General features: G+C 52.1%; 18 protein-coding genes, 1 tRNA gene and 1 other RNA gene. 12 read left to right on the top strand and 8 right to left on the bottom strand.

Annotated elements, in window-relative coordinates; translation table 11 throughout:
- Window positions 1–58 precede the first annotated feature (58 nt).
- A non-coding RNA gene (locus AC27FC_RS07490) (RtT sRNA) lies at window positions 59–196 on the bottom strand.
- Between the two features lie 45 nt (window positions 197–241).
- Window positions 242–329 (bottom strand) — tRNA-Ser (locus AC27FC_RS07485).
- Between the two features lie 232 nt (window positions 330–561).
- Between AC27FC_RS07485 and ghrA the strand changes: the two genes are divergently transcribed.
- The 4 genes from ghrA (at window position 562) to AC27FC_RS07465 (ending at window position 3,477) form a co-directional block, all read left to right on the top strand.
- A complete protein-coding gene (gene ghrA, locus AC27FC_RS07480) occupies window positions 562–1,500 on the top strand; it encodes a glyoxylate/hydroxypyruvate reductase GhrA (protein ID WP_094934947.1) in 939 nt (312 codons plus the stop codon).
- 84 nt (window positions 1,501–1,584) lie between these two features.
- A complete protein-coding gene (locus AC27FC_RS07475; RefSeq protein WP_033145179.1) occupies window positions 1,585–2,322 on the top strand; it encodes a phosphatase in 738 nt (245 codons plus the stop codon).
- Window positions 2,323–2,343: 21 nt separating this feature from the next.
- Window positions 2,344–2,898 carry a TorD/DmsD family molecular chaperone gene (locus AC27FC_RS07470; RefSeq protein ID WP_094934948.1) on the top strand — a complete coding sequence of 185 codons (555 nt, stop codon included), beginning with the start codon at window positions 2,344–2,346 and terminating at the stop codon, window positions 2,896–2,898.
- Window positions 2,899–2,994: 96 nt separating this feature from the next.
- Window positions 2,995–3,477, top strand: a complete 483-nt coding sequence (locus tag AC27FC_RS07465) for a DUF1097 domain-containing protein (RefSeq protein WP_075203910.1) — start codon at window positions 2,995–2,997, stop codon at window positions 3,475–3,477.
- Window positions 3,478–3,520: 43 nt separating this feature from the next.
- Here AC27FC_RS07465 and csgG read toward each other — a convergent pair whose 3' ends face one another.
- The 4 genes from csgG to csgD are packed head-to-tail and all read right to left on the bottom strand — an operon-like array spanning window position 3,521 to window position 5,862.
- Window positions 3,521–4,354 carry a curli production assembly/transport protein CsgG gene (csgG, locus tag AC27FC_RS07460; RefSeq protein WP_025755858.1) on the bottom strand — a complete coding sequence of 278 codons (834 nt, stop codon included), beginning with the start codon at window positions 4,352–4,354 and terminating at the stop codon, window positions 3,521–3,523.
- Between the two features lie 26 nt (window positions 4,355–4,380).
- Window positions 4,381–4,794, bottom strand: a complete 414-nt coding sequence (gene csgF, locus AC27FC_RS07455; protein WP_008500846.1) for a curli production assembly/transport protein CsgF — start codon at window positions 4,792–4,794, stop codon at window positions 4,381–4,383.
- Window positions 4,795–4,817: 23 nt separating this feature from the next.
- On the bottom strand, window positions 4,818–5,207 hold the full coding sequence (gene csgE / locus AC27FC_RS07450; RefSeq protein ID WP_033145182.1) for a curli production assembly/transport protein CsgE: 390 nt from the start codon (window positions 5,205–5,207) through the stop codon (window positions 4,818–4,820).
- Window positions 5,208–5,211: 4 nt separating this feature from the next.
- Entirely contained in the window at window positions 5,212–5,862 is a 651-nt protein-coding gene (csgD, locus tag AC27FC_RS07445; protein WP_021240790.1) for a biofilm master transcriptional regulator CsgD, read from the bottom strand.
- A gap of 764 nt (window positions 5,863–6,626) precedes the next feature.
- Between csgD and csgB the strand changes: the two genes are divergently transcribed.
- The 5 genes from csgB (at window position 6,627) to ymdB (ending at window position 9,104) form a co-directional block, all read left to right on the top strand.
- Window positions 6,627–7,082 (top strand): curli minor subunit CsgB, encoded by a 456-nt coding sequence (csgB, locus tag AC27FC_RS07440; RefSeq protein ID WP_033145183.1) that lies wholly within the window; start codon window positions 6,627–6,629, stop codon window positions 7,080–7,082.
- 41 nt (window positions 7,083–7,123) lie between these two features.
- Complete coding sequence (gene csgA / locus AC27FC_RS07435) at window positions 7,124–7,576, top strand: curli major subunit CsgA (RefSeq protein ID WP_039261729.1); 453 nt, start codon at window positions 7,124–7,126, stop codon at window positions 7,574–7,576.
- A gap of 61 nt (window positions 7,577–7,637) precedes the next feature.
- Entirely contained in the window at window positions 7,638–7,970 is a 333-nt protein-coding gene (gene csgC, locus AC27FC_RS07430; protein ID WP_033145185.1) for a curli assembly chaperone CsgC, read from the top strand.
- A gap of 164 nt (window positions 7,971–8,134) precedes the next feature.
- On the top strand, window positions 8,135–8,455 hold the full coding sequence (locus AC27FC_RS07425; RefSeq protein WP_094934949.1) for a type 1 fimbrial protein: 321 nt from the start codon (window positions 8,135–8,137) through the stop codon (window positions 8,453–8,455).
- Between the two features lie 106 nt (window positions 8,456–8,561).
- Entirely contained in the window at window positions 8,562–9,104 is a 543-nt protein-coding gene (ymdB, locus tag AC27FC_RS07420) for an O-acetyl-ADP-ribose deacetylase (protein WP_196354606.1), read from the top strand.
- Window positions 9,105–9,137: 33 nt separating this feature from the next.
- On the opposite strand, the gene mdoC is transcribed toward ymdB, so the two are convergent.
- Window positions 9,138–10,277, bottom strand: a complete 1,140-nt coding sequence (gene mdoC, locus AC27FC_RS07415; protein ID WP_039261736.1) for a glucans biosynthesis protein MdoC — start codon at window positions 10,275–10,277, stop codon at window positions 9,138–9,140.
- 254 nt (window positions 10,278–10,531) lie between these two features.
- Between mdoC and mdoG the strand changes: the two genes are divergently transcribed.
- From mdoG to AC27FC_RS07400, 3 genes are all read left to right on the top strand, one after another.
- Window positions 10,532–12,085, top strand: a complete 1,554-nt coding sequence (mdoG, locus tag AC27FC_RS07410) for a glucans biosynthesis protein MdoG (protein WP_021240787.1) — start codon at window positions 10,532–10,534, stop codon at window positions 12,083–12,085.
- Window positions 12,078–14,606, top strand: coding sequence for a glucans biosynthesis glucosyltransferase MdoH (gene mdoH / locus AC27FC_RS07405; protein WP_232959938.1), 2,529 nt, complete (start codon window positions 12,078–12,080; stop codon window positions 14,604–14,606). Before mdoG ends, mdoH begins: the two co-directional genes overlap by 8 nt.
- Window positions 14,607–14,690: 84 nt before the next feature.
- Window positions 14,691–14,918, top strand: a complete 228-nt coding sequence (locus AC27FC_RS07400) for a YceK/YidQ family lipoprotein (RefSeq protein ID WP_033145189.1) — start codon at window positions 14,691–14,693, stop codon at window positions 14,916–14,918.
- Between the two features lie 6 nt (window positions 14,919–14,924).
- Here the strand turns inward: AC27FC_RS07400 and AC27FC_RS07395 are convergent, their stop codons facing one another.
- Window positions 14,925–15,299 carry a MysB family protein gene (locus tag AC27FC_RS07395; RefSeq protein WP_033145190.1) on the bottom strand — a complete coding sequence of 125 codons (375 nt, stop codon included), beginning with the start codon at window positions 15,297–15,299 and terminating at the stop codon, window positions 14,925–14,927.

The following is a 15,299-nucleotide window of genomic DNA, read 5'->3' as shown; positions in this document are numbered from 1 at the left end:
AGGCATGCAATATGCGAAAAAAAAAGCCCGCATTTTCATGCGAGCTCTTCTTCAAATATGGCGGTGAGGGGGGGATTGACTCGCTTCGCTCGCCCTGCGGGCAGCCTGTTCGCTACGCTCTCAGTCTGTCCAACTGGCTGTCGCCAGTTGTCGAACCCCGGTCGGGGATTCTCATCCCCCCGCAGGCATGCAATATGCGAAAAAAAAAGCCCGCATTTTCATGCGAGCTCTTCTTCAAATATGGCGGTGAGGGGGGGATTCGAACCCCCGATACGTTGCCGTATACACACTTTCCAGGCGTGCTCCTTCAGCCACTCGGACACCTCACCATATTGTCATCCCGTTGTTGCCGGGACGGGCGCTAATGTAAGGAAAAGCCGAACTGCCGTCAACTCACTTTTTCAGTAATTTAGCGCGTTTAGACAAACTTCAGGCAACATGATTCTTAAATGTGCTGAAAGCGTATTTTTTATCAGCAACACAGTCGCGCTATAAATTTGTTATGCTGACCGTCCAGTGAAAAAGCAAAATAAATCAGCGCAATAAAAGGCAGGAATGACTATGGATATACTTTTCTATCACCCCACTTTTGATACGGCATACTGGATCAAGGCGCTTTCGGCGGCGTTACCCGGCGCACGCGTTCGCGAGTGGAAGCGTGGCGATAATGAACATGCTGACTATGCGTTGGTCTGGCATCCTCCGGTAGAAATGCTCCAGGGCCGCAAGCTGAAGGCCGTTTTTGCCCTGGGAGCCGGCGTGGATTCCATTCTGAGCAAACTGAAGGCACACCCTGAAATGCTGCCGGAAGATATCCCCCTTTTCCGCCTGGAAGATACCGGAATGGGCCAGCAAATGCAGGAATATGCCGTGAGCCAGGTACTGCACTGGTTCCGCCGCTTCGATGACTATCAGGCCTTTAAACAGCGAGCCCACTGGGAGCCGCTGCCGGAGTACCGTCGCGAAGACTTTACGATCGGCATACTCGGTGCGGGCGTGCTGGGCTCAAAAGTGGCCGAAGCGCTTGCCCCGTGGGGATTCCCGCTACGCTGCTGGAGCCGCAGCCGCAAGGATTATCCGGGCGTTGAGAGTTTTGCCGGAACGGATGAGCTTCCTGCATTCCTGAAAGGGACACGCGTGCTTATTAACCTGCTGCCAAACACGGCGGAAACGGTAGGGATCATCAATGAAGCCCTGCTCAATCAGCTCGTCGACCAGAGCTACCTGATGAACCTGGCGCGCGGGGTACATGTCGTGGAAGGCGATCTGCTGAAGGCGCTGGACAGCGGAAAGCTAAAAGGCGCCATGCTGGATGTCTATAGCCGTGAGCCGCTGCCTTCGGAAAGCCCGCTGTGGGCGCACCCGCGCGTGGCGATGACCCCGCACGTGGCTGCCGTGACGCGTCCGGCAGAAGCGGTGGCGTATATATCCCATACCATCAGCGAAATGGAAAAGGGTAACGCGGTCACCGGTCAGGTCGACAGACAGCGCGGCTACTGAGAGAAACCCGGCGTTCGCCGGGTTTTTGCTAATATTCACCGCTGATAACTGCTATCCTTTGGAAAAACCGCAGAGGAGAGAGAGATGTATCCCGTTGACCTGCATATGCACACCGTCGCCAGCACCCACGCGTATAGCAACCTCCATGATTATATCGCCCAGGCGAAGCTTAAAGGCATCAAGCTGTTCGCGATCACCGATCATGGCCCGGACATGGCGGATGCGCCGCACTACTGGCATTTTGTGAATATGCGGATCTGGCCACGTCTGGTGGACGGCATTGGGATACTGCGCGGCATTGAGGCGAACATCAAAAATACCGACGGTGAGATCGACTGCACCGGCCCGATGCTGACGTCTCTTGACCTTATCCTCGCCGGTTTTCATGAGCCGGTTTTCCCGCCTCAGGATAAAGACACCAACACCGCGGCGATGATTGCCACCATTGCCAGCGGCAATGTGCACATTATCAGCCACCCCGGTAACCCGAGGTATCCGATTGATATTCAGGCTGTCGCGCAGGCGGCAGCGAAGCACCGCGTGGCGCTGGAGATTAATAACTCCTCTTTTGTGCACTCGCGTAAGGGCAGTGAAGCCAACTGCCGCGAAGTGGCTGCCGCCGTGCGTGACGCAGGTGGCATGGTGGCGCTGGGCTCAGATTCTCATACCGCGTTTACGCTGGGCGATTTCAGCGAGTGCCTGAAAGTGCTGAATGATGTTAACTTCCCGGAAGCGCAAATCCTGAACGTGACCCCACGCCGCATGCTCGATTTCCTAGAGTCGCGCGGAATGGAACCGATAGCCGAATTTGCCGATCTTTAATTGTGTAATGGAATCATAAAAATGAACGAGTTTTCCATCCTCTGCCGCGTGCTGGGTACGCTCTATTATCGCCAGCCGCAAGACCCGCTGTTGGTTCCGCTCTTTACGTTAATTCGTGAAGGCAAACTGGCGCAGAACTGGCCGCTGGAACAGGATGATTTACTGGAACGTCTGCAAAAAAGCTGCGACATGCAGCAGATTGCGACGGACTACAATGCGCTGTTCGTTGGCGATGAGTGCCGCGTTTCGCCATACCGTTCAGCCTGGCAGGACGGGGCAACGGAAGCGGAAGTCCGCGCGTTCCTCTCCACGCGCGGTATGCCGCTGAGCGATACGCCAGCCGATCATATCGGTACGCTGCTGCTGGCGGCATCCTGGATCGAAGACAACGCCGGTGATGATGAGAATGAAGCCATCGAAACCCTGTTCGAAACGTACCTGCTGCCGTGGGTCGGGACATTCCTGGGTAAAGTCGAAGCGCATGCCACCTCGCCGTTCTGGAGAACGCTGGCCCCGCTGACCCGCGACGCTATTGCGGCAATGTGGGATGAGCTGGAAGAAGAGAACGAAGGGTGATTTAGATCACATAAATTCTGCAACTCAACATTTCAACTTGCACGTAATGTGCTTCTGATCTCATTTCTATAGTGCGCATCTGCTAAGATGCGCGCCATGAATATATTACTTTGTATCGCAATAACGACAGGTATTCTCTCCGGGCTCTGGGGATGGGTAGCCGTGTCTCTCGGATTGCTCAGCTGGGCCGGGTTCCTCGGCTGCACCGCCTATTTCGCCTGTCCGCAGGGGGGCGTCAAAGGGCTCTTTATCTCTGGCTGCACGCTGATGAGCGGTGTTATCTGGGCGCTGGTGATCATGAAGGGCAGCGCGCTGGCGCCACATCTGGAGATGCTGGGGTACGTCATGACGGGTGTCGTTGCCTTTTTAATGTGCATCCAGGCTAAGCATCTGCTGCTTTCATTTGTGCCGGGGACCTTTATGGGGGCGTGCGCGACCTTTGCAGGGCAGGGTGACTGGAAGCTGGTGGTTCCCTCCCTGGCGCTGGGGTTGCTGTTTGGCTATGCCATGAAAAACAGCGGTCTTTGGCTGGCGTCGCGACGGGGAAAAGCGCAAAACATCACTGCGGTGAGCGAATAAAAAAAGGCGAGATAATCATCTCGCCTTTTTTATGCGCTTCCTGTCAGGATTCCGGAGGGACTGACATATCGCGGTATTTCACCAGGATCGGGTTCTGCACGTCTGCTTTGTTTTGCAGATCCCACAGCCCGCGGTCAATACCGTCGTTGATTAAGAAGATCACGCCGGTTTCAATGGCTGACATCAGGCACATCATGACCGGCTCGTTAGAGGTGTAGCCAATTTCACCTTCCAGCAAACGCTGGTAATCGATGAAGCGGAATACCCCAGCCTGCACTTCATAAGACAGAATGGTTTTGCTGGTGTTCACCGAAGAGAGCACTTCGCCTGTACTGACGTTAACCACACGCAGGTTGACGGCGATTTGGTCAAGCTGGTACTGGGTATCCGCACCGATACCGAAGTAACGAGCTCCTGCACCACCCGACTTAACGTTACTTTCGTAGCCAATAATCGATCCTTCGATCATCACGTTCGCTGCCGCCAGAGATTGCAGAGGCATGCGGTTATTGTCCGCGACGGTGCCATTTTCCTGAGCGGCACGAATGATTTTGCGTTCATTCAACAGGTTCTGGAGCCCCTGACGTTCCAGCGGAATAAACCAGTGCGAATCCTTGAGCGCGGTAACCAGCATGGCGGTGGCGCTTTGCGGCACAGCCGTGGAGAAGTTACTTGCCGGGTAAGGTTTGAATTGCCCGGTTTCATCCTGAATGTTGTATACGGAGACAAATATTTTCCCCGTAGGTGAAGGTAAATGCGTTAAATCACGATAACTCTGGGCCCGAGGCATTAATGTCGGTTTTGCAGCTTCTTTAGGTGGAGCAGTTAAACAACCGCTCAATAAGCACACTGCAACAAATATCAGGAAGCGCTGCATGATCGTTGTCCTTATTTAGCTATTGTTTAAAAGTCAGTTGAATTACTTTGTAGACCGGAAACCTGAATGGTGGAGATTCTTCCGGTTTTACGATCGGTCACGTTCAACTGAAGCTGTCCGTCAGTATTGGCGATATCAACGATAAAGTCGTTGGTCACCATGCGGCCGGGTTTACCGGTATTAATGTTGGTCAGTAACCCCCCTAAAATCTGCGACTGAATAGCTTGAGTGAAGTTGTCCAGTGCGGACGGGGTATCAACGCTAAAATCCTTTAAGCTGGGATCCTTATAGGAGTTTTGCGCCTGGGCTTCGTTCAGCAGGAACGCGCCGTTATTAGGGTTACCGCCAAAGTTAGGGTTACGGAACTGAAACGTCATGTTTCCGGCCCAGCTTATGGGTGTTATCAGCATTATCGAAACAACTGCATATGCAATACGCATGACAGCCTCCGCATATCGGTTCGCTAGAACTCGTCTTTTGCTAAATCGCTGGTGCTTAATAGGGCTTTATCTATTTGCAGGCGATTAATAGCGTCTTCTGATTGTGCCAGTGCTAAGGCTACGTTTTTATCGAAGTCTATTTTGGTCGGGAATAAAAACGTTTGATAAATAACGTACTGATTAGCCGTTATTGTTATCCAACTTCCCCATCGTGCACTGGGCCGCTCGTTGATTGTTATATTTCCGGTGTAGGTACTGTCCCATTTGTCACTGAAGGCACGGTAAAAACTGTGCCCGACCGATGAGACAGTGTGGTCTGTTAACAATCCGGGAACTTCGACCTCGACGGCCTTCAGATTCCCGGCAGCGAGCAGGAAACTCGCTGCGGCGATCCAACTCAACGTGCGCTTCATGTGATTAACGCCTGAGGTTATCGTTTGCCCACGAAACAGCCTGAGTTCGGTTTTTAACAGCTATCTTCTTGAAAAGATTATAAAGGTGCGTCTTTACCGTATTTTCGCTGATAAATAACGAACGGGCGATTTCAATATTTGAAGCACCAATGCGTAACTTGTTCAGGATCTCTTTCTCACGGTGCGTGAGCAGCGCGGACTCTGAACTGTTATAGCGATAATTTCCAGAGTGCGTGATGAGATAGCTGGCAAGCTTTTGCGAAAAATAACACTCTCCGCGTAATATACCTTGCAGCCCCTCTACCACCCGGTCTTCTTCTTCCGTGACGTAGAACACGCCATTGATATGCGGCCAGCTTTCAATATCTCTGAAAGGATATTCATCAGGCGTATTCAACAATAGCACGCGGATATTATTGTTTTTCCTGCTTAAAATATCTTGCCAGTAATGGATAAGCTTTTTATCAGCTTCCATCATATCGAAAAGAATGATGCTGCCAGGTGCAATATCATCAAAAGAACGTTGAATATTATGCAATTTCCCGTTCAGTGATAAAGATTGCTTTAAATGTTGTAATAACGCTGTCGCTTGCAAAGAAGGTTTTGTGATCAACAGTAATGTATGACCATGTAAACTATGGACTTCATTATACATGATGAAACCCCACTTTTTTTTGGCACCTGGCAGCTGTCCTCCTGTTTATTAGAGGACACCAGAAGTACTGACAGATGTTGCACTGCTGTGTGTAGAATCAGACCATAACCTCCACAGGGAGGTAAATATAAAACCAATTTCGTACATCTAATTTCAATCTAGCTTTTACGAAGTTTAAAGCAAGTGTTAAACGTGTAACAGAATGTAAAAATCAATATTAATTTGTGAAAACTGCTTGTTGTTAATGGTAATAATTGATGAAAAAGTTGTACATATAAATAGATGTGCACAGATTTTAAAAATCATACAAATATTTTTATATGATTGATTTTTGAGGTTATTTGTTATTTTTACGCAGCAGTGATTAAGTATGAGTTTCAGATTATTTCTAAGCCCATGAATGGGCTACTGCCTGGCTTAAGAAAACAGGCGTCGTGTCACGCACTGAGAAAAATGATCTCCAGCCGTTACGTTTAAACAACGCGGGATGACGCCTGGACAGCCTTCATCCCGTTGTACAACCCGATCGCAAGACCTGCTTAATAAAAAATATAAGCTGACCTGATTAAAGTGATTTTTGATGTAAATTACGACTTTGTGGTGAGCCGATAAATAAAAATAAGCCGCGCGGGTGAGATATTTAAAATGTTTCAGCGGACATACTCTTCACCGTAACGACGCGTTAACACAATACGAGTCGTTTTAACAAGTAGCATTGTTATAGGGTTATGGCGTGATTAAATAGCCAGGTCCAGGGTGACAACATGAAAAACACATCGTTAATTATGATGTTTACATTACTGGGTGCGCCTGGATTTGTAACCGCAGCGAATTCAGATTTGGCAAATGCTGAATATAACTTTGCGGTTAACGAATTAAGTCTTTCATCACTCAATCAGGCAGCCATTATTGGTCAACGGGGCGTTTTCAATAACGCTGAGGTTAGCCAGGACGGTTCAAGACTCTTATCCATTGTATCTCAGGATGGGGCGGGTAACAGAGCGAGAGTTGATCAATCAGGGAGTTACAATTTAGCCTGGATCGATCAGAGCGGTAACGGGAATGATGCAGGTATTACGCAAGATGGATACGGTAATAGCGCGAAAATTATCCAGAAAGGGTCGGGTAATAGAGCAAATATTACGCAGTACGGTACGCAGAAAACCGCAGTTGTAGTGCAGAAACAGTCGCAAATGGCGATTAACGTTATTCAACATTAGCGCGTTCGCGACGACTTTAATCAATCCGATGGGGGTTTACCATGAAATTTATCAAAGTGGCAGCACTTGCAGCAATCGTAGTTTCTGGTAGTGCTATGGCGGGTTCTATTAATCAGGGCGGATGGGGTCATGGACATGGTCATGGTGGATATAGTGGCCCAAATTCAACCCTGAATATTTATCAGAACGGTGGCGGTAACTCCGCGGTTGCCCTGCAGACAGACGCCAGAAATTCCGTCCTGAATATTAGCCAGACCGGCGGCTTTAACGGTGCTGACGTTGGTCAGGGTTCTGATGACAGTAAAATCAACCTGACCCAGAAAGGTTTTGGCAACAGTGCGACACTTGATCAGTGGAACAGTAAAAAATCCGTTATGAACGTTAGCCAGTCCGGCGGCTTTAACGGTGCACTCGTAGACCAGACTGCGTCCAACTCGACTGTTAACGTTACCCAGATCGGTTTTGGTAACCACGCGTCAGCTCATCAGTACTGATACTGAAATCTGTGCTACAAAAAAACAGGGCATCAGCCCTGTTTTTTTTCGGGAGTTCATCATGAATACCTTAATTCTACTTGCCGCGCTTTCCAGCCAGATAACCTTCAAAACGTCACAGCAGGAAAATATGACCACCATTGTTCCTCAGGTCACTCTGGCGCAGTCGTGTGATTGTCAGGTTCAGATTGTTTCTGTGCGAGAAGGGCAGGGGGGACAAAGTTCTTCCCGGCAGCAAAACACACTTTTTATACCCGCTAATCAGACGATTGATTTAATGCGCCTGAGTTTAAATATTAATGCGGGAGACACGGTAAAAATCGTTGTCACCGTTTCAGACGGTAAATCGCTGCATTTATCACAACAGTGGTCGCCAGCGGAACGCTCGCTCTAAACGTTCATGAAATCAATAGGTTGGGAATGTGGCGGGTCTGTGCCGTTGAGCTATGCTGATATCAGGGACCAGGTCGTTATGTTCCGTAACGTGAAACTTCGTTTGCAATAATAAATGAAGCGCGTTTACCCCTCATGGACGATTTTCATTGAGGAGTACCTATAATGAACAACTATTTTGCTCGACTCATGGCAGGTCTGGGTCTGGTCGTTTCTGCTTTGAGTATCCCGGCTTATTCGGCCACGGTTGTTGACGGCGGTGTCATTCATTTTCGCGGTGCCATTGTCGCCGACCCCTGTGAAGTCACTCCCCAGAAGCAACAGTTTGCCATGTCATGTCCAGATAATAACCGTATGCAAACGCGTATGGTCAGCTATGAAGAGGCGCTTAGCGGGAAAGTGAGCGACTCAAACGTGGCAACGCTCAATATGAAATACCTTAATCCTGAAAAAACGCTCGCGGTTGTTGAAATCCAGTATCGCTAATGCGCGCTCTCCCGCCCTGCGGTGGATGAGGATTTTTTCTGATAGTTTTTTCTCCCGGTCTCCTCTGCGATACACTTAAGAAAATGGCGGGTTGCAGAGGGGCTTTATGAAACCGCAAATTGAAATTATTCATGGCGATATTACGACAGTGCACGTCGACGTTATCGTCAATGCGGCCAATCCCTCCCTGATGGGGGGAGGCGGCGTGGACGGGGCTATCCACCGGGCTGCCGGACCGCAGCTGCTGGAAGCCTGTAAAACCGTGCGGCAACAGCAGGGCGAATGTCCTCCCGGTCACGCGGTGATCACGCTGGCGGGCAATCTGCCTGCGAGAGCGGTAATTCACGCGGTAGGGCCGGTCTGGCATGGCGGTGATCAGCACGAAGCGAGTATTCTGGAAGAGGCTTACCGGAACTGTCTGCGACTGGCCGCCGACAACGGTTATAAAACGATGGCGTTTCCGGCCATCTGCACCGGCGTGTATGGTTACCCTAAGGCCGCTGCCGCAACGATCGCCGTAGAAACCGTTTACCGCTATTTGTCGCTAAAACCGCTGCCAGAGAAGGTGATTTTTGTCTGTTTCGACGACGACACCACGCATCTTTATCAGCGGCTTCTGACTCAGCGCAGACAAGAGCTGGAGAGCTGATGCAAACGCGGCGCATCTGATGCGCCGCGTGATTTATGAGGCTTTTGCCTGTGGTTTTCCTGAAAAGAGGAAGCGCAGGAGCGGGATCCGCAGATGGATTTCGTAGAGTACGATTGCCACCCCTACAACAAACACCAGCCCGGTAAAGAAGCCCAGCGTGTTGGAGGCGATGTGCGGTGTGATGTAAGCCCCGAAGAAAAGCGTCAACGGGTGATGCACCAGATAAATAAACAGTGACGCATTAACGAAGTAGGTCACGCGGCTGGACTTAAAGTTCAGCAAGCGGTGGCCCAGCGCGAATACGACGTTCACCATCCACAGCCCCAGCAGCATAGTGATCACGCTTTCCGTTTCATACATCCATGCGTCGCCGCTGCCGTAGCGCTGATTCAGCAGATAGGCCGCGAACGCGAGGCTTGCCCCCAGCGCGCACCACGGTGACGGGGTGACAAACAGCGATTTAAGCTTCGGATGAATAAAGGCCAGCGCGCCGATTAAAAAGAACGGAATGTAGAACAGGGACTGCATCACCACAAAATTAAATAACCCGTCGCTCAAAATCGGCGGATAGACGATAAGCAGCGTCCGTCGCACGGCGGCATAGGCAATCCCCAACAGCAAGAAGAGCACAGACAGTTTGCCCATCGTAACGTTGGCGAAGAAGGTGTCGGCTTTTGTACTCAGACGGTGGCGCAGGCGGCTGAAAATCAACAGGCTCACCGTTGTGAGTACCACCAGCACCAGCAGGAACCACAGGTGAGACACCAGCTCCCAGACCAGCGTATTGTACTTTTCATACAGCGTAAGGTTTGGCCAGTTCTCCGCTTTGCCTTTGACGTATTGCAACATAATGAACTGAGGCAGCGTCAGCAGCGGAATTGCGGTCAGCATGGGGATCCCCACGCGCTCTACGCGCACTTTCCACCAGCGCTTGAGCGGGTATCGCAGAAATAGCATGTAAGAGAAATAGCCGGATATGACGAAGAACACCTGCATACGGAAGGCGTGAATAAAGTCATTAAACAGCGTCAGCCACCAGGAGGGCATCTGGCTATTCACATGCCAGGTGTGGCTTGAGTAAATCAGCGAAATGTGAAAGGGGATCCCCAGTAGCATCAGCCAGGCCCTGATCGAGTCGAGGAAATATTCACGTTCTGTTGGTGTTGTGCTCATATAACGTTGTGCATTCTCAGACTTTTCGTCTTATCCCTAAGACTCATAATGGTTACATTCGAAGCCAACCCTACACCAAGACCGACACCCTGTCTCCAGGATAAGCACGCAAAGTGAATAGCGGGTTCTTTCATTTGCTTATTCCATGAGCCAGCAGCTGAACAAAGCAGTGATAATGTTGTCGGATTGCCTGAGTTTCCATTAAAATGGATCGGATCGATATAAGCACACAAAGGGGGAAGTGCTTACTTATTATGAAACATAAACCACAGATGATGAAAATGCGTTGGTTGGGTGCTGCAGTGGTGTTATCACTGTATACCTCATCGGCACTGGCCTTTAACATCGACGATGTCGCAAAACAGGCAAAATCGATGGCAGGCAAGAGCTACGAAGCGCCGAAAAGTAACTTGCCCTCCGTTTTCCGCGACATGAAGTATGCGGACTATCAGCAGATCCAGTTCAATCACGACAAAGCGTACTGGAGCAATATTAAAACCCCGTTCAAGCTTGAATTTTATCATCAGGGTATGTACTTCGACACGCCTGTTGCCATCAATGAAGTGACGGCAACCGCGGTACGTAAGATCAAGTACAGCCCGGATTACTTCAATTTTGGCAATGTGCAACACGACAAAGATACGGTGAAAGACCTGGGCTTCGCAGGCTTTAAGGTGCTTTACCCGATCAACAGCAAAGATAAAAACGACGAAATCGTCAGCATGCTTGGAGCCAGCTATTTCCGCGTTATCGGCGCGGGGCAGGTTTACGGGCTTTCTGCGCGTGGTCTGGCTATTGATACCGCGCTGCCATCAGGTGAAGAGTTCCCGCGTTTCCGTGAGTTCTGGATTGAACGTCCAAAGCCAACGGATAAGCGTCTGACCATTTATGCGCTGCTGGATTCCCCGCGTGCAACCGGTGCCTATCGCTTTGTAATTATGCCGGGTCGTGACACGGTAGTTGACGTGCAGTCCAAGGTTTACCTGCGTGATAAAGTGGGCAAACTGGGCGTTGCGCCACTGACCAGTATGTTCCTGTTCGGGCCCAACCAGCCGTCACCGGCTACCAACTTCCGTCCGGAACTGCATGACTCCAACGGTCTGTCTATTCATGCCGGCAACGGTGAGTGGATCTGGCGTCCGCTGAATAACCCGAAACATCTGGCGGTTAGCAGCTTCGCAATGGAAAACCCGCAAGGTTTTGGCCTGCTGCAGCGTGGTCGTCAGTTCTCCCGCTTTGAAGATTTGGACGATCGCTATGACCAGCGTCCAAGCGCCTGGGTCACGCCAAACGGTGACTGGGGTAAAGGCAAGGTCGAGCTGGTAGAAATTCCAACCAACGACGAAACCAACGATAACATCGTCGCTTACTGGACGCCGGATCAGCTGCCGGAAGCCGGTAAAGAGATGAACTTCAAGTACACCATTACCTTCAGCCGCGACGAAGATAAGCTGCATGCGCCGGATAACGCGTATGTAATGCAGACTCGCCGCTCAACGGGTGATGTGAAGCAGTCTAATCTTATCCGTCAGCCTGACGGTACCGTGGCGTTTGTCGTGGACTTCACAGGCCAGGATATGAAGAAACTGTCGCCGGACACCGCCGTTGCCGCTCAGGCCAGCATCGGTGATAACGGTGAGATCGTTGAGAATACCGTGCGTTACAACCCGGTAACCAAAGGCTGGCGTCTGACCCTGCGCGTGAAAGTGAAAGATCCGAAACAGACCACTGAAATGCGAGCTGCGCTGGTCAGTAACGATCAGCCGCTGAGTGAAACCTGGAGCTATCAGCTACCTGCCAATGAATAATACATCTGAATATATTGATGCCATGCCGCTGACGGATATCGAAAAAGCGGCACTGCCAAAGAGCGACATCAGCGCGGTTCACACCGCGCTGGATGGTGAACATCATACGTTTTCCCGTGATGATGATACGCCGCTCGGGTCAGTCAAGGCGCGTCTGGAGCAGGCCTGGCCGGACTCGCTGGCGGAAGGGCAGTTGATTAAAGACGATGAAGGACGCGATCAGCTTCAGGCGATGCCGAAGGCTACGCGTTCCTCTATGTTCCCCGATCCATGGCGCACCAACCCGGTGGGTCGCTTCTGGGATCGCCTGCGCGGGCGTGATGTGACGCCGCGCTATCTGTCGCGTCTGACGAAAGAAGAGCAGGCGTCCGAACAGAAATGGCGTACCGTCGGGACAATCCGTCGCTATATCCTGCTGCTTCTGACGCTGGCGCAGACGGTCGTCGCGACCTGGTACATGAAAACTATCCTGCCTTACCAGGGCTGGGCGTTTATCAACCCGACGGACATGATGGGCCAGGATCTCTGGGTCTCCTTCATGCAGCTGCTGCCGTATATCCTGCAGAGCGGCATTCTCCTGCTGTTCGCGGTCCTCTTCTGCTGGGTCTCGGCCGGTTTCTGGACCGCGCTGATGGGCTTCCTCCAATTGCTGATGGGGCGTGACAAATACAGCATTTCAGCGTCAACGGTCGGGGATGAACCCCTTAATCCCGAGCACCGTACCGCGCTGATTATGCCTATCTGTAACGAAGACGTTGACCGCGTATTTGCGGGCCTGCGTGCGACCTGGGAGTCCGTGAAGGCGACCGGCAACGCGGAGCATTTCGACGTTTACATCCTGAGCGACAGCTACAACCCGGATATCTGCGTTGCGGAACAAAAAGCGTGGATGGAGCTGATTGCAGAAGTGCAGGGCGAAGGCCAGATCTTTTACCGTCGCCGCCGCCGTCGCGTGAAGCGTAAAAGCGGCAACATCGATGACTTCTGCCGTCGCTGGGGTAACCAGTACAGCTACATGGTAGTGCTGGATGCTGACTCCGTCATGAGCGGAGACTGCCTGAGCGGTCTGGTGCGTCTGATGGAAGCCAACCCTAACGCCGGTATCATTCAGTCCTCGCCAAAAGCGTCCGGAATGGACACCCTTTATGCGCGCTGCCAGCAGTTCGCCACCCGTGTTTACGGGCCGCTGTTTACGGCCGGTCTGCACTTCTGGCAGCTGGGTGAGTCGCACTACTGGGGCCACAACGCCATTATCCGCGTGAAGCCGTTCATTGAACACTGTGCGCTGGCGCCGCTGCCGGGTGAGGGTTCGTTTGCCGGCTCTATTCTGTCGCATGACTTCGTAGAAGCGGCGCTGATGCGTCGCGCTGGCTGGGGCGTCTGGATTGCCTACGACCTGCCGGGATCCTACGAAGAGCTGCCGCCGAACCTGCTGGACGAGCTTAAGCGTGACCGCCGCTGGTGTCACGGTAACCTGATGAACTTCCGCCTGTTCCTGGTAAAAGGGATGCACCCGGTTCACCGCGCGGTGTTCCTGACGGGCGTGATGTCCTATCTCTCTGCACCGCTGTGGTTTATGTTCCTCGCGCTCTCCACTGCGCTGCAGGTTGTCCATGCCCTGACGGAGCCGCAATACTTCCTGCAACCGCGGCAGCTGTTCCCGGTGTGGCCGCAGTGGCGTCCGGAGCTGGCGATTGCGCTGTTTGCCTCCACCATGGTGCTGCTGTTCCTGCCTAAGCTGCTCAGCATCATCCTGATCTGGTGCAAAGGCTCGAAAGAGTACGGCGGTTTCTTCCGCGTGACCCTTTCGCTGCTGCTGGAAGTGCTGTTCTCCGTCCTGTTGGCGCCGGTACGTATGCTGTTCCACACCGTGTTTGTGGTCAGTGCGTTCCTGGGCTGGGAAGTGGTCTGGAACTCACCGCAGCGTGACGACGACTCCACGCCGTGGGGTGAAGCCTTTATGCGCCACGGTTCTCAGCTTCTGCTGGGTCTGGTGTGGGCTGCCGGGATGGCGTGGCTGGATCTGCGCTTCCTGTTCTGGCTGGCGCCGATTGTATTCTCGCTGATCCTGTCGCCGTTTGTGTCCGTGATTTCCAGCCGTTCAACGGTGGGGTTGCGAACCAAACGCTGGAAGCTGTTCCTGATCCCGGAAGAGTATTCCCCGCCGCAGGTGCTGGTGGATACCGATCGTTACCTGGAACAGAACCGCAGTCGCTCGCTGGATGACGGCTTCATGCACGCCGTGTTTAACCCGTCATTCAACGCCCTGGCGACGGCAATGGCTACCGCGCGTCACCGCGCCAGCCAGGTGCTGGAGATTGCCCGCGATCGTCACGTTGAGCAGGCGCTTAACGAGACCCCGGAAAAACTCAACCGCGACCGTCGTCTGGTGCTGTTGAGCGACCCGGTGACAATGGCGCGTCTTCACTACCGCGTGTGGTCCGCTCCGGAGAAATACTCTTCGTGGGTGAACTACTATAAGGACGTGAAGCTGAATCCGCTCGCTCTGAAGGCGAAGTAAGCAGTTAAGTAAGGCGGGTTAGCGAAGCGCCACCCGCCAGATAAAATACCGGCTTAATCGCCGGTATTTTTTTAGAGGTTAAAGATGAGAATAATCATCGTCGTTATGGTGGCATGCCTGCTCAGCGGCTGCGGCAGTATCATCAGTCGCACCATTCCAGGGCAAGGTCACGGAAATCAGTATTACCCGGGCGTGAAATGGGATCTTCGTGATTCCGCATGGCGTTACCTGACCGTGCTCGATCTGCCGTTCTCGCTGATTTTCGACACGCTGTTGCTGCCGATCGATGCCAGCCACGGCCCTTACGAATAGCGTAAATTAACGCTCGTCCCACTCGTCGGCTGCGGTTTGACCTTCTTCCGTATCCAGCGGCGGCTCGAGCTGAAACTCACCCTCATCCCACTCGTGCAGGGTATTCTCTTCCAGCCATTCCTGCCGAAGTTCTATTTCGTCATAATCGCCATCAAAGACGGCCTGCGCACCTTCACCACTTAATATCGGCAAACATTCCCCTTCTTCACCGTCATCGGCAAAGAATTCGGCCTGCCACATAATATCTCCATCCTGCAGAACGTATTTTTGGATATTAAGCTGTTGCACGTCAGCATCTTCTTCTTCAACGCCGGGGTTGTCGGCGAGGAACTCTTCACGAGCGGCATCAATAGCTTCTTCCAGCGTGGCGTACATGGTCAT

Source organism: Enterobacter sp. C3_dUdeg (assembly GCF_057536195.1).
The sequence above is the reverse complement of the archived record's forward strand: the minus strand, read 5'-3'. Positions and strand labels throughout refer to the sequence as shown.

What these genes read in the sequence shown, in the direction of transcription:
- ghrA (WP_094934947.1), top strand. Translation starts at nt 562, where the DNA reads ATGGATATACTTTTCTATCACCCCACTTTTGATACGGCATACTGGATC.
- AC27FC_RS07475 (WP_033145179.1), top strand. Translation starts at nt 1,585, where the DNA reads ATGTATCCCGTTGACCTGCATATGCACACCGTCGCCAGCACCCACGCG.
- AC27FC_RS07470 (WP_094934948.1), top strand. Translation starts at nt 2,344, where the DNA reads ATGAACGAGTTTTCCATCCTCTGCCGCGTGCTGGGTACGCTCTATTAT.
- AC27FC_RS07465 (WP_075203910.1), top strand. Translation starts at nt 2,995, where the DNA reads ATGAATATATTACTTTGTATCGCAATAACGACAGGTATTCTCTCCGGG.
- csgG (WP_025755858.1), bottom strand. Translation starts at nt 4,354, where the DNA reads ATGCAGCGCTTCCTGATATTTGTTGCAGTGTGCTTATTGAGCGGTTGT.
- csgF (WP_008500846.1), bottom strand. Translation starts at nt 4,794, where the DNA reads ATGCGTATTGCATATGCAGTTGTTTCGATAATGCTGATAACACCCATA.
- csgE (WP_033145182.1), bottom strand. Translation starts at nt 5,207, where the DNA reads ATGAAGCGCACGTTGAGTTGGATCGCCGCAGCGAGTTTCCTGCTCGCT.
- csgD (WP_021240790.1), bottom strand. Translation starts at nt 5,862, where the DNA reads ATGTATAATGAAGTCCATAGTTTACATGGTCATACATTACTGTTGATC.
- csgB (WP_033145183.1), top strand. Translation starts at nt 6,627, where the DNA reads ATGAAAAACACATCGTTAATTATGATGTTTACATTACTGGGTGCGCCT.
- csgA (WP_039261729.1), top strand. Translation starts at nt 7,124, where the DNA reads ATGAAATTTATCAAAGTGGCAGCACTTGCAGCAATCGTAGTTTCTGGT.
- csgC (WP_033145185.1), top strand. Translation starts at nt 7,638, where the DNA reads ATGAATACCTTAATTCTACTTGCCGCGCTTTCCAGCCAGATAACCTTC.
- AC27FC_RS07425 (WP_094934949.1), top strand. Translation starts at nt 8,135, where the DNA reads ATGAACAACTATTTTGCTCGACTCATGGCAGGTCTGGGTCTGGTCGTT.
- ymdB (WP_196354606.1), top strand. Translation starts at nt 8,562, where the DNA reads ATGAAACCGCAAATTGAAATTATTCATGGCGATATTACGACAGTGCAC.
- mdoC (WP_039261736.1), bottom strand. Translation starts at nt 10,277, where the DNA reads ATGAGCACAACACCAACAGAACGTGAATATTTCCTCGACTCGATCAGG.
- mdoG (WP_021240787.1), top strand. Translation starts at nt 10,532, where the DNA reads ATGAAACATAAACCACAGATGATGAAAATGCGTTGGTTGGGTGCTGCA.
- mdoH (WP_232959938.1), top strand. Translation starts at nt 12,078, where the DNA reads ATGAATAATACATCTGAATATATTGATGCCATGCCGCTGACGGATATC.
- AC27FC_RS07400 (WP_033145189.1), top strand. Translation starts at nt 14,691, where the DNA reads ATGAGAATAATCATCGTCGTTATGGTGGCATGCCTGCTCAGCGGCTGC.
- AC27FC_RS07395 (WP_033145190.1), bottom strand. Translation starts at nt 15,299, where the DNA reads ATGACCATGTACGCCACGCTGGAAGAAGCTATTGATGCCGCTCGTGAA.